The organism is Paenibacillus sp. 203 (genome assembly GCF_037027525.1).
GTDB classification, from domain to species: domain Bacteria; phylum Bacillota; class Bacilli; order Paenibacillales; family Paenibacillaceae; genus Paenibacillus; species Paenibacillus polymyxa_B.
On the sequence record NZ_JAXCHD010000010.1, the window covers coordinates 160,328 to 173,479 of the forward strand.

Here is a 13,152-nt window from a genome sequence, read left to right on the forward strand (position 1 = left end):
GCATTTGTGGTATGGCGTGATTGGCATGCTTTCCTAATCGTCCTCTTCCTGTTAAAATGATGCAAACTTATAACAGGAGGTTGGACGATGGAAGGCTTGAAGCAACGTGTGGGCTGCCTGCATGCACATCACTCGAACATAGCCTATGTGGAACGAGCTTTTGCTTCTTATGAGGTGGAACTGATACATTTTGTGGACCCTGGGCTTATGCGCCGGATCTCGTCAGACCCGCATTTTTCTGCGGACGATGCGAGTCGCAAGGTAGAAGAGCAACTGAGCTGGATTGCCCAAAGCGACATAGACGTTATTTTGATAACGTGTACGAATTATATTGTTTTGGCAGAAAAGGCCCAATTGACCCTGTCTACACCAGTAATTACGCTGGATGAGCCCTTTTTTCATGAGATATGCGATGATTTGCTGCCACGGACCTTGGTATTCACGAATCCGGCTACTGTAGAGGGAACGATGAAGCGTCTTTATCATACGGCTGCTCTGTTAGGCAAACCGGATATCTCTTCTTGGATAGAGGTTAAGGTGGTGGAGGACGCTTTTGAACTGATTATGCAGGGACGTGAAGACGAGTATAAGGAATTGCTGGTTCGTTCGCTGTATGAGCTAAGGGAGGCTGATCCAAGCAGGGGGCTGGCTGTAGCACAGTTGTCTATGGTTGATGCTGCGTTACAGGTGGAGCTGGAGACGGGGCAAACGATTGGTAATCCCTTACGGTCGTTGTCGAATTCAATTGAGGATTTGTTAGGTTAAATAAGTATAACCAAAAGAACTTCCACCCCGTGTTTTGGGCCTGTGGAAGTTCTTTTTTTGGGAGGAGGCTGGCGGGCAGGTTACTTCTGCGTTGTTCATCACAGACTCTGTTGATCTTGGGTGATGAATGCTGCGCCTGCCGATTCTCTTTGGACAAGCGTAACGTATAAACGTTCATGCTCCACGTCTTCCCCAGCAATGATTTTGAGAACCTGTTCGGCAGCTACAGCTCCCCATTTTCGCTTGGAATAGTCAATCGTTGTCAGACGGGGCTGAATATATTGCGCCAGCTCGATATTATCAAAACCGACGATATGAATATCCTTGCCAATCGTCAACTCTGACTGAGCCATTCGATTGTAAAAGCCCACTGCCATTTCATCATTGAGAGAAAATACGGCTACAGGTTCCGAACCCGGGCTAACGTGTTGCTGCAAAATGATCTCAGCCGCCTGTTCACCGCCCGATTTCTCAAAATCGCCGTCAATTTCGATCATTTCAGCCACGCCGCTACGCTCAATGGTCTGCTTGACCGCCTGCATCCGTTGCCATGAATCGTAAGAACCTTCTGGTCCGGTAACCACATATAGCTTACGGTGTCCCAATTCCAATAAATGTTCGATTGCGAGAGCGGCGCCCGCTTTGTTATCCAGCAGCACCTGGTTAATGTTAGGATGATTCAGTTCACGGTCCAACACGACAATTTTATGTCCTCGCTCGGCGTAGTTCAGTAGCTCCTGACTATCAAACGTCTGATCCAGCACAATGGCGCCGTCGATCATGCGTTCCGGCAACATTCGGTGAGACTGCTTACCGCTGCATACGATGAGATCATAGCCCTTGCGGTTCAAAATTTCCTTGATGCCATACAGTAAATCTCCATAAACGTCTCCACGGAAATCAGTTAGGAAAACGCCAATAATTTTGGTCTGCCTTTTCTTGAGATTACGTGCGGCGGCATTGGGCACATAGTTAAGCTCTTTGGCAATGGCTAAAATACGTGCGCAAGTTTCTTCTGTTACCTTATCGCTACCATTCAAGGCATATGAAACGGTAGATATGGAAACGCCCGCCTGTTTGGCGATATCTTTAATGCTGACCACATCGTCACCTCCTTGTCGTCCATCTTATAATTGCTATTGTATATTCATTATTAACCACATATCTATTCCAAATGTCGTAGTCCTACACATAAGCAGCAAAGGGCGATCCCGCAAGATCGCCATCCCTTTGTTGCCTATACCAGATTCAGCATTAAAAACACTTTATAAAATAATCTCCAGACGGTGTACACCGTCATGTTCTGCCAAGGCTTGCTCGAAAATCTCGCGTTTGATGCGCAAGGCACCGGAGCGGTAGCGATTATCATCGGCTGGCACGCTTTCCAGTGGTATTCCGTTCAATACTGTACGGCCTTGCTCACCGCCAGTATGCTCTTGCAGCATGCGGTAGACGAAGGTAATTGGTTTTCCTGCAAAGGAAAATTCAAATTCCAACCCATCGAGATGATCCGGTAGCACGGGGTCTAGGATCAGATCTTCGCCTGACTGACGAACACCAAGGACGTTCGATATGAGCTGATTCATATAGATTCCTGGACCACTGGAATAGATTCTCCAGCCGCCTTTGACGGGTACGGCTCCTTCACGCAGTTCACCAAACCGTTCCTGTGCTTCATAGCGGGTATTAAATTTACCATCCGAGCTGCTGAAATAGGCGTTGCTTTGGCGCCATTCGGCATTCGGTACGGACGCACGGATGCCGACCGGATTGATGAGCTTCAAGCTGTGCCAAGCGTCGTCCTTGCGTCCCAATTTGGCCATCGCTTCCGCAAAGCGAATATGGGCATGCACATATTGCAGCCCGACCTCACGTCCGAAGTTGGCCGCTTGCTCTGCACGCTTGAAGTGCGAGCTCACACCGCCATCATACTGTGCAGGGCGGTTCATCAGACGCACGCCATCCGGGCAGAGGAACTGCTCACGGATGAGTTGCTCATGAGCCAATGCTTGCTCAGGCGTGAGCAGCTGGCTGATCATGCTGCGTGTCATCGGCAGCAACCGATAATGGATTCCTGTCTCGGTGTCAGACGGATGGAGCATCAGCTTAGGTTGGCCGGGCTCTTCCATATACACGAAGCCCGGAATAATTCCGCTCTCCAGCATGTAGCGGTTAAAGTCTTTACGGATGCCATTGGCCATCTGATGTAGATCTTGTGCGATCTTGTCGGCTTCACTTACTACACCCGCGGGGGCCTGCTCCAAAGCAGCAGCAAAGTTACTAATAACTTGATAGGTGAGTGCAACCGTCCAGCTGCTCGCCATGTATTGCTTCAGCTGAGCATTGGCTGGTTGGAGGGTATCATCCCAATCGCCGTCGCCATAGGCCGACAAATACGTATCATGCAGGAAATTCTCGCGAATATATTCGATTTCCTTCAGGGTATGTTCCATGAGAGTCGCGGTCTGCTTGGTATAATCGAAAGTATGCCGATGGGTGTAAGGCACATTTTCTTCCAGAATACTGTAATCACGGGTAGCGGTCAAATAGTCGCCCAGTACCTTGAGTGGCCAGACGATAATATCTCCATGGCTTTCTTCTTGCTGCACGTGAGTATAGTTGTCAAACATAAACCATTGCGGCCAGTTTCCGCTGTCCTCGTACTGATGGCTGAAAACAGTCAGCAAAATGGAACGAACCTCATCGAACTTTTGCATAGCTGAGAAATATTCCACAGGCCCCTGACACACATCACGTGTTCCCCAGGCTGCACCGCCGTATTGCTCCAGACCGTGAGGCACGGAGTAGTGAACGAGCATATTGTGGGTGTACCACCAAGCCACTGCGTTCACACGGAATAGCTCGCTCGTTTCGTGTTGACCCAGCGAAAGATGGAAACCGTTCATAAGCTCGGCAAAATATGCCCGATAGCGCTCGCGCTCATCTTCAAAGGAAGCATGGCGCTCTTTGTGCGCTGATTCTTGCCCAGCTGAAAGCCCATTCAGCCAACCCTGCACGGTGCAGGTCCATTCGCTGCTGTCACCCAGCTCCAGCACAACCAGAGACGCATCAGGAGAAGCTTTCCCCTGTAGCAGTGCGTGAGCGTCGCTCACATGCTGTAATGGAGCGCCCTCTATGTGCATTCGGTACACCAAGTCTGGATAGGCCTCGGCGCTCAGAGAGGTGGAGTCTGCCCGGAAGAGTAGGGCGTCACCTTCACGTTCCATATGAAACGGGAGCTCATATTCGTTCACATGCATAGACATTTGCTGAGTGATGAGGAACGGATAGGTTTTGCCACTCGCCGCACGCATGTGAAGCCGTACTTCTGGGCTATCGACATTCGTATGGTTTGTAATAATGAATGTATCGTCAGCCGTTTTGTAATACCAGCGCACATAATTGAAGCCAATCTCGAACAGGGAAGGCATCGTGAGCAGGCGGTATTTCCCTTGGATTCCGACATAAATACGTTGACCGGATGTCTTGGGAATATTGAGCGCATTACGCGCGTTGGTAATCATTTTGTTGAAATTTGTATTGCCGATTACGAGTTGGGAATTGAACACCCCGTACATATAGGAGGTGGTTGTAATGGTTTCTTCCTTACCTCCTGAGTAATGCCCACCCATTAAAATGTGCCCATGGGGACGCTCTACACGAAGCTCTTTGGATTTGAGTACGACATGCTCATAGCTGTCCGTGAAAAAGGAAAGTAGTTCATCGCCATCCCGTTCTTCTTCCTGCCGTTTGGGGAAAAGCTGATTCACTTCGGCATCGGTTAAGTCCAGCGTGCGCAGCGGCTCACCGATGGTTTGAGCTGGAGCCACACGCCCTGCCTGAAGATCACTTGCCGCGCGTACCGGTATGATGGTCTCGGAAGCGTCTACTAGAATGGCAGCTACTTCGTCACGTGCTTTTGTCACCAGTTCCTGATACTCCAGCTTTGTCACTGCGGCTGGATGATTCGGCTGGAACAGACCGTAAAAAGTAAAGCGAGCTTCCCCAGCCAGTTTCACCCGCTCAGATTGCAACGCGGTATAGGCGAATTCGTATTGGTACACTTCATTGGCGAGCGAGTCGCGACGGAGTGCTTCCGGCTCATTCGTTTCTTTGTACGAAAGTCCAAAGAACTGAAATCCGTCAGTCGAGTAACCAACAGTGCGGGTTAACGAGCCTTGTTGAATGTATGGGAATTCCTGACTTTGAGGCTGGTTTTGACGTGAGCAAACGGTGTAGCCTCTTTGTTCATCATGGTAGACGGTGTGGTCAATATATTGAGACAAATAAGCTTCATTACTGCGCACAGCAGCGGTATCGGCAATGCCGATATCCTGACCGTACACGACATCTGCTTCCACGTCATCGCCCTGTAGGGTTACATCCCAGAACCATACTCCCAGGCGGCTTAGCGTGAAGGTCACCTGATAGCCTACACCAGCGGTGAAACCTTCCCAAATAATCTGCTGATCCGTTTGTCCGATTACTCCCGGTGAGCGAACCCCAAGCAGGGGAGTGATACTTACACCGGACGGACGATACAATCTCAAGTACAGATTGTTCAAGGAACCGTCGACTGAATTGGTCAACAGTTGGTTGATCATCGTTGAGCCGTGGGCGATCTTATACACATCACCACTGCTCAAGAAGGTAAAAGACAGGTCGCCGGCCCGCAGCAAAATATTTTGATCCAGACTTGTATTCATCATAGGGAACGCCTCACTTTCCTGTTTCTTTTACTAACCGAAAACGGCCTTCTGTAGTATCTCGGCTGTTAGGTCCTGTAAAGACGGCAAATTCACCGCTGTCACTGTCAAAGCTCAAATCTGCATGATGATAGCGCAGCTGAGGCTCGGTCACTGTAAATTCCACTTCCCGGCTTTCGCCTGGGGCAAGCAGGACTTTGCAGAAATCTTTCAGTTCTTTCATCGGACGAACCGTATCACCGCTGATATCACGGACATAGAACTGAACGGTCTCCTCGACTGGACGTGTTCCTGCGTTCGTTACCTGCACTTTAACGGTCAGTTCCTGACCGGGAGTAAGAGTGTCGCCGGAAAGCTGTACGCTGTCATAGGCTACATTGGTGTAGCTCAGTCCATAGCCGAACGGGAATAAAGGTTCGTTCGGTACGTCTAGGTATTGGGACACGTAGCGTTCTTTTGTATTCGGATCTAACTGCGGGCGTCCTGTATTAAAATGATTGTAATACACGGGCACTTGTCCGACCGATTGCGGGAATGACATGGTCAGGCGACCCGTAGGTTCGGCATCACCGTATAACAAATCGGCAATCGCTGCGCCGCCTTCGCCACCAGGGAACCAGGCTTCCAGTACAGCGTCTACTTCTTCAATAACACCGTGCAGATCCAACGGACGACCATTAAACAATACGGCTACCATAGGCTTGTTCAGCGTCTTCAAGCGCTTCACCAGTTCCAACTGGGCTTGTGGCAAGCGAATATTGGAACGGCTGCCTGCTTCACCACTCATATCCGAGCGCTCTCCAAGCGCCAACACGATAACCTCTGCTTGGCTGGCAGCTTGCAGAGCTTCTGCATATTGCTCCTCTGTTATGTTGTCTACAGAGCATCCTGCCGCTACCGTGAGCAGCGAGGAGGATATTTTCGATTGGAACCCGTCAACAACACGAATGGCTTCCTCTTGTGAACCGCTCCACGACCAAGAACCCAGAATATCGCCGCTCTCTGCAAAAGGTCCGATCAATGCAATATGTTGATTCCGATTCAATGGAAGAATGGAATCATTTTTGAGCAACACGCAAGATTTAATAGCTAATTCTTTCGCAACCGCGCGGTGAGCTTCGCAGAACACAACTTCACGTTCACGCTCAGGGTCTGCGCCGCGTAGCGGATTTTCGAACAAGCCCAGCTTTTGCTTGAGCTTCAATATACGCATCACTGCTTCATCAATAAGCGCTTCATCCAGCTGTCCGCTGCGAACCAGCTCAGGCAGATGCCCGTTATAGCAGGATGTCATCATTTCAATATCTACGCCTGCCAGTAATGCTTTCTTTGCTGCCTCGCGCTCATCTTCGGCAATGCCGTGAGGGATAAGCTCCTTGATGGCGGCCCAATCCGAGATGAGTACACCATCAAAGCCCCATTCATCACGAAGCAAATCACGCATCAGGCGCTTATTGCCCGTTGCGGCTACGCCTTCTACGGTATTGAAGGATGTCATCACCATTTCACAGCCTTCATCTAAAGCAGCTTTGTAGGAGGGGAGATAATACTCTCGCAGCTGCCATGCGGATACATCTACAGTATTGTAATCCCGTCCGCCTTCGCCAGCTCCATATGCTGCAAAATGCTTCACGCATGCGGCCACCCGGTCGGTATCGTTCGTCAGATCTTTACCCTGAAACCCACGCACAAACGCACGAGCAAATTCGCTGTTGAGGTAAGGGTCTTCCCCTGTAGATTCCATCACACGGCCCCAGCGCGGGTCACGCACCAAATCGACCATAGGGGCGAATGTGACGTGAACACCGGATACAGCCGCTTCTCGGGCAGCAATGGTAGCGCTCTCTTCTGCCAGCTGCATATCCCATGAGCAACCAATAGCCAGCGGTATAGGGAAAATCGTTTTGAAGCCATGTACAATATCTGCCATAATTAAAAGCGGAATACCCAGACGGTTTTTACTCAAATGAGCCTGCTGAACACGAATCGCTTCTTTAGCCCCTGCGAGGCCAAGCACGGAACCGACGTTATGGACATTTTCTTCTGTGATGCCGAGAGAAGCCATAGGACCGGTAATTTGACTATCTGTTCCCGCTTCTTCAAAGAAGGCACCTACAAGCTGTAGCAGTTGATCGACTTTTTCTTCAAGCGTCATGTTTTCTAAATAGGAATTCAGGTGTTGTGCCATCATAATCCTCCATAAGCTGTATTGTTGGTGGACAGCTCTCTTTTTCAGATTCATGAGATTTTTTGGATAAAGATGATTCAAAAAAGTGCTGAACAGGCTAATAGCTAGTATAGAAGCATAATATTCTGTCGTATTATTAATCGAAACGTTTCTATTGTTGAACTCAGTTGGATTATATACGCTTTCAAATGGAGAGTCAAATCCAATTCAGCGGGTTTTTATAGGATAAATAGCGTAATAAAGATGATAAAAACGAAAAAAAAGTCAGGATTCCGAGTGAATAAAAAATAATATTGCTATTGAATACGGTTTCAATTTGTTCTATAATGACTATCGAAACGTTTCTATTGACGGGTATGGTCCTTGTGCTTTGAACATAAGTGTTATAGCGGTATGCTTTAATCGCTATGTATTTACATGCATCAGGATTTTGCAAAATTCGATTCCAATCAATTATTGTATTTTTGCAAAGTCCTCGTATTTGAATCCGTTATCATATTGCATGATCGGTAAACCGATCATCTCGGGAGGAATTTGTATGATGAAAAGAACGTTGGGGATCATTTTGGCAAGTACCTTATTACTGGGGGGCGCGCTGGTAGGCTGCTCGTCCAAGGATGATTCGTCTGGCAAAGATGCTAACGGCAAGACGACCATCACCATGTGGGGCATGGGAGCAGAAGGAAAACTTCTGCCTGAAATTGTAAAAGATTTTGAGGAAGAAAATCCAGATATTCACGTTGATGTACAGGCGTTGCCTTGGGATAACGCTCACGATAAGCTGCTGACAGCAGTTGCTTCAAAATCCGGTCCGGACGTGGTTCAGTTAGGTACATCATGGGTTCCCGAACTTGCGTCTGCGGGTGCATTGACGGATATTACCCCTTATATCAGCAAGTATCCTGAACTGGAATCGAAGAATTTCTTCGAGGGTGCTGTAGGTACGACAAAATTTGAAGGGAAACCAGTCGGTGTGCCTTGGTACACTGAAACGAGAGTTTTGTTCTATCGTTCTGACCTACTGAAACAAGTCGGATATAATGAAGCACCTAAAACGTGGGAAGAGCTTTCCGATGCTGCTCAAAAGCTGGCGGCTCGGGGCAAAGGCAAATATGGCATCTCCTTTAGTGCAAAGGAGCAGTCTATGGGCTTTATGTTTGCTCTCCAGAACGGTTCCAAGCTGGTTGACGAGCAGGGCAATCCGCTGTTCAATCAACCACCGTTTGTGGATGCTGTGAAGTATGTGAATACCTTTTTCCAAAATGGCTCTAACGCAGTGGATATTGGAATTGATTCTGTTCAAGGTTTGCAAGGCGAGGGTATCGTTCCAATGTTTATCAGCGGTCCTTTCATGATTAAAGAAATCAAGAGCAAGGCACCAGAATTGGAAGGTAAGTGGAATATAGCGGAGCTTCCTGGCAAAGTAAACAACCTGTCCGTTTTGGGTGGAGCCAACCTTTCAATTATGAAATTCAGCAAGCACCCAGAGGAGTCGGCCAAATTCCTGGCTTACATGAGCAAACCAGAAACACAGCTGAAATGGATGGATCTGTCCAGTAACTTGCCTGCAACTACTAAATCGTGGGAAGATGCCAAACTGAAGAGTGATCCGATGCTTCGGACGATTCGCAAACAGTTAGATCATTCCGCAGCATTGCCGCAACTGGCCGCATGGGAAGAGGTTTCTCAACAATTCATCAAGAGCTTCGAACGTATTTACCGCGGTCATGCCGATGTACAGAAGGAAATGGATGACTTTAATCAGCAGGCTGCAAGTATAATGAAAAAATAATGATCCATATCCGTCATTGTCAAAGGGAGTGAAGGCATGAAAGGAAGCTCGCAGAAGCTTGCGCCATACTTGTTTATCGGTCCCTCCATCATCCTGTTAACGCTGTTTTCGTTGTTGCCGATACTACTGGCGCTCGTGATCAGCTTCACGGATATGGATCTGTCCGGACTCGTTAATTATGAAAGTATTCGCTTTATAGGATTGGAAAATTACACGAACGTGCTTTTGGACCCTTCCTTTATAAAGTCCCTTGGTAATACCCTGTTCTTCGTCATCATCGGTGTTCCGTTGGTGCTGATATTTTCGCTTAGCATCGCGATTCTGATTAACATGGGTAAATCACGTGCTTTCAAAGTATTCCGCGTCGTGTTCTATCTGCCGTCCGTAACGAATGTGGTTGCGGTCGCAGTGGTTTGGAGCTATCTGTATAATCCGACGCTTGGATTATTCAACTACGTACTTGGTCAGATGAATTTAGGTCCCGTCCCATGGCTGACCGATCCAACAGTAGCGAAAATTTCGCTGATTGTGTTAGCGGTTTGGCGGGGCATCGGCTTAAACATGATTATTTTTATTGCGGCTATTAAAGGGATTCCGGGCTCTTATTATGAAGCGGCACAGCTTGACGGGGCCAATACATGGCAGCAAATTCGTTATATTACGCTTCCGCAGCTTCGTTACGCTATTTTCTTCGTGTCCATCACAACGATGATCGGCTGGCTGCAATTTTTCGAGGAACCTTTTGTCATGACCAAAGGGAAACCGCTGGACGGCACGCTGACGGCATCCTTGTTCATTTACAATAACGGCTTCCAATTTAGTAAATTCGGGTATGCCGCGGCGGGATCGTTCATTCTGTTCTTCGCGATCATCGCGGTAACGCTGATTCAGTTCCGTTTGCAAAATAAAGCGGAGTCCTGATAGAGAGAGGTGATGAACGTGAAAACAGCTGTTCAGCAAGCCCGCGCCAATACGCGCAGTGGTGAAAAAACATTTCAATGGTTCGTGGCGATTCTCCTGACCGTAGGAGGTCTGTTGATGGTGCTGCCTTTTGCGTGGATGATTCTATCCTCCTTTAAGACAGAGGGGGAGGTAACCAAAATTCCTCCGACCATCTGGCCGCAGCATTTTACACTGGATAATTTTAAATTACTATTCGATAGCATGGCTTTTGGAACCTATCTGACGAATACGCTGATTATTGTTTTAGCTTCCTTCTTTGGATTGTTCCTCAATGCCATGGCGGGTTATGGCTTTGCCAAATTCCAATTTAAAGGCAAAGGGTTTCTGTTCTATCTGGTACTGGCAACGATGATGATTCCAGGCCAAGTGACGATGATTCCCGTCTATTTGATTCTGAACCAGATGGGGTTGACCAATTCCATGCTAGGGATTGTCCTGCCTGGATTGGTAGGTGCGTTCGCGATCTTCCTGTTCCGGCAGTTCATGTCCGATATCCCGGAAGAACTGCTAGAGGCGACACGCCTCGATGGAGCAGGGGAGTTCCGTACTTTTCTGCAAATTGTACTGCCTATTTCGACGCCAATTATCGCGGTACAGGCCATCCTGACCTTTATCGGCGGATGGAATAGCTTCTTGTGGCCGCTCATTATTGCGAACGATGAGAAGCTGTACACCTTGTCCGTCGGACTGTCACTGCTCAAGGGGCAGAACGAGAGTCAATTTGCCCTTCAAATGGCAGGCTCGACCTTCATGGTCGTTCCGATCATGATTATCTTCATTGTTTTCCAAAAGTATATTATTGAGAACTACACGATTTCGGGGATTAAGTAATAGTGTAGTGACGAACTATAGGCTGAACATAGTAACGGCGTAGTTTCTTGGTTTTAAACCAACGAGACTACGCCGTTTACTCTAATGGAAATATGATCAGCAGGACAACTATTACTATTTAGCAAAGGGTTATTCACTCAATAAGTTTGTTTGTAAAACGAAATATTTAGAAATACGTAACCAATTACTTATCGTTTATTCTAAACGTTAATAAATAAATTAAGTATTTAATAATAATATTGACTATGATAAATATGGTGTGTTATATTAAAACCGTAAATAAAACGGCTTCTTAGTCTTGGTGGTACAACGGATTTTATTTTCGCATTCAGAGAGGATGGTTTAGGTGGCAGCAGCTGTAAAAGCAAAGATGATCGTAGACAAATCTTTTCGTATTGCTGAAGTCGATAAACGCATTTATGGCTCTTTTGTAGAGCATCTCGGGCGTGCCGTATATGGCGGTATTTACGAGCCTACTCATTCAACTAGTGATGAAAGCGGTTTCCGAAATGATGTTAAAGAGTTGGTAAAACAACTTGATGTTCCTATTATACGCTATCCGGGAGGCAATTTTGTATCCGGTTACAATTGGGAGGACGGTGTCGGCCCTGTCGCGTCCAGACCTAGACAGTTGGAGCTGGCGTGGAGAACGGTCGAGCCGAATGAAGTGGGTACGAATGAATTTTTCAAGTGGGCCAAGGATGTAGGTTCCGAAGTCATGATGGCAGTTAATCTGGGTACGCGCGGAATTGATGCTGCGCGTAATCTGGTGGAATATTGCAACCACACAGGCGGTTCCTACTGGAGTGATCTACGTCGTAGTCACGGTGTAGAGAAACCACATAAGATTAAAACCTGGTGTCTTGGTAACGAGATGGATGGCCCATGGCAGATTGGTCATAAGACAGCAGAAGAATATGGCCGACTGGCTGTTGAATCTGCAAAAGCCATGAAGCTGATTGATCCTGACATTGAGCTTGTATCTTGTGGTAGCTCTAGTTCCACAATGCCGACGTTCCCAGAATGGGAAGCAACCACACTGGATCATACCTATGAGGTAGCAGACTATATTTCCTTGCACCAATACTACGGCAATCATGACAATGATACGGCTAATTATCTGGCACGCTCTATGGATATGGATCATTTTATTCATACGGTCATTTCGACTTGTGACTATATCAAAGCAAAGAAACGCAGCAAGAAGAAAATGATGCTCAGCTTTGACGAATGGAACGTATGGTACCACTCCAATGATGCGGACAAAAAAATTGATCCGTGGTCTGTGGCACCGCCGCAGCTTGAGGATATCTATAACTTTGAGGATGCATTGTTGGTAGGCAGTATGTTGATTACGTTCCTGCGCCACGCGGATCGTGTGAAAATGGCTTGCCTCGCCCAACTGGTCAACGTTATTGCGCCAATCATGACCGAGAATAACGGAAAGGCGTGGAAACAAACGATTTTCTATCCGTATTTGCATGCCTCCCGTTATGGTCGTGGCATATCGCTGATGCCTGTGGTGGATTCGGAAAAATACGATTCCAAGGACTTCACAGACATTCCTTATCTGGACAGCGCTGTAGTTTATGATGAAGAGGGAGACGCACTGACTGTCTTTGCAGTGAACCGTCATTTGTCTGAATCGCTGGAGCTGACAGTAGATGTACGCAGTTTTGAAGGCTACCGCATTGTCGAGCATACTGTATTGGAGCATGATGATCTTAAAGCGACCAACAGTCCAGCTGGTGAAAAAGTTACGCCTCACAACGGCGGCAATGCTAAGCTTGAAGACGGAATTGTAAAAGCTCATTTGGGCAAAGCTTCGTGGAACGTTATCCGTCTCGCTAAGTCTCATTAATTCTCTTCTGTAAAAGGTACAGCTTCGACTGTATCTAAATAAGCTC

At 47.5% G+C, this 13,152-nt stretch carries 8 protein-coding genes; 5 read left to right on the forward strand and 3 right to left on the reverse strand.

Annotated elements, in window-relative coordinates; genetic code table 11:
- The first annotated feature begins 87 nt into the window (after window positions 1-87).
- The gene (locus tag WA407_RS21475; RefSeq protein WP_254330046.1) at window positions 88-765 is read left to right on the forward strand and encodes a hypothetical protein; all 678 of its coding nucleotides are present in this window, start codon (window positions 88-90) and stop codon (window positions 763-765) included.
- 98 nt (window positions 766-863) lie between these two features.
- On the opposite strand, the gene WA407_RS21480 is transcribed toward WA407_RS21475, so the two are convergent.
- From WA407_RS21480 to bglX, 3 genes are all read right to left on the reverse strand, one after another.
- A complete protein-coding gene (locus WA407_RS21480) occupies window positions 864-1,868 on the reverse strand; it encodes a LacI family DNA-binding transcriptional regulator (RefSeq protein WP_336078324.1) in 1,005 nt (334 codons plus the stop codon).
- Between the two features lie 162 nt (window positions 1,869-2,030).
- The gene (locus WA407_RS21485; RefSeq protein WP_336078341.1) at window positions 2,031-5,471 is read right to left on the reverse strand and encodes a GH36-type glycosyl hydrolase domain-containing protein; all 3,441 of its coding nucleotides are present in this window, start codon (window positions 5,469-5,471) and stop codon (window positions 2,031-2,033) included.
- 13 nt (window positions 5,472-5,484) lie between these two features.
- Window positions 5,485-7,659 carry a beta-glucosidase BglX gene (bglX, locus tag WA407_RS21490; protein ID WP_336078325.1) on the reverse strand — a complete coding sequence of 725 codons (2,175 nt, stop codon included), beginning with the start codon at window positions 7,657-7,659 and terminating at the stop codon, window positions 5,485-5,487.
- A 538-nt stretch (window positions 7,660-8,197) separates the two neighbouring features.
- Between bglX and WA407_RS21495 the strand changes: the two genes are divergently transcribed.
- The 4 genes from WA407_RS21495 to arfA all read left to right on the forward strand — a co-directional run bounded on the left by WA407_RS21495 (window position 8,198) and on the right by arfA (window position 13,106).
- The gene (locus WA407_RS21495) at window positions 8,198-9,451 is read left to right on the forward strand and encodes a sugar ABC transporter substrate-binding protein (protein WP_336078326.1); all 1,254 of its coding nucleotides are present in this window, start codon (window positions 8,198-8,200) and stop codon (window positions 9,449-9,451) included.
- A gap of 36 nt (window positions 9,452-9,487) precedes the next feature.
- Window positions 9,488-10,372: a carbohydrate ABC transporter permease gene (locus WA407_RS21500; protein ID WP_069290875.1), complete on the forward strand. Its 885-nt coding sequence runs from the start codon at window positions 9,488-9,490 to the stop codon at window positions 10,370-10,372.
- 18 nt (window positions 10,373-10,390) lie between these two features.
- Window positions 10,391-11,245 (forward strand): carbohydrate ABC transporter permease, encoded by an 855-nt coding sequence (locus WA407_RS21505; RefSeq protein WP_103048490.1) that lies wholly within the window; start codon window positions 10,391-10,393, stop codon window positions 11,243-11,245.
- A 346-nt stretch (window positions 11,246-11,591) separates the two neighbouring features.
- Window positions 11,592-13,106 (forward strand): arabinosylfuranosidase ArfA, encoded by a 1,515-nt coding sequence (arfA, locus tag WA407_RS21510; RefSeq protein WP_336078327.1) that lies wholly within the window; start codon window positions 11,592-11,594, stop codon window positions 13,104-13,106.
- Window positions 13,107-13,152: the final 46 nt, after the last annotated feature.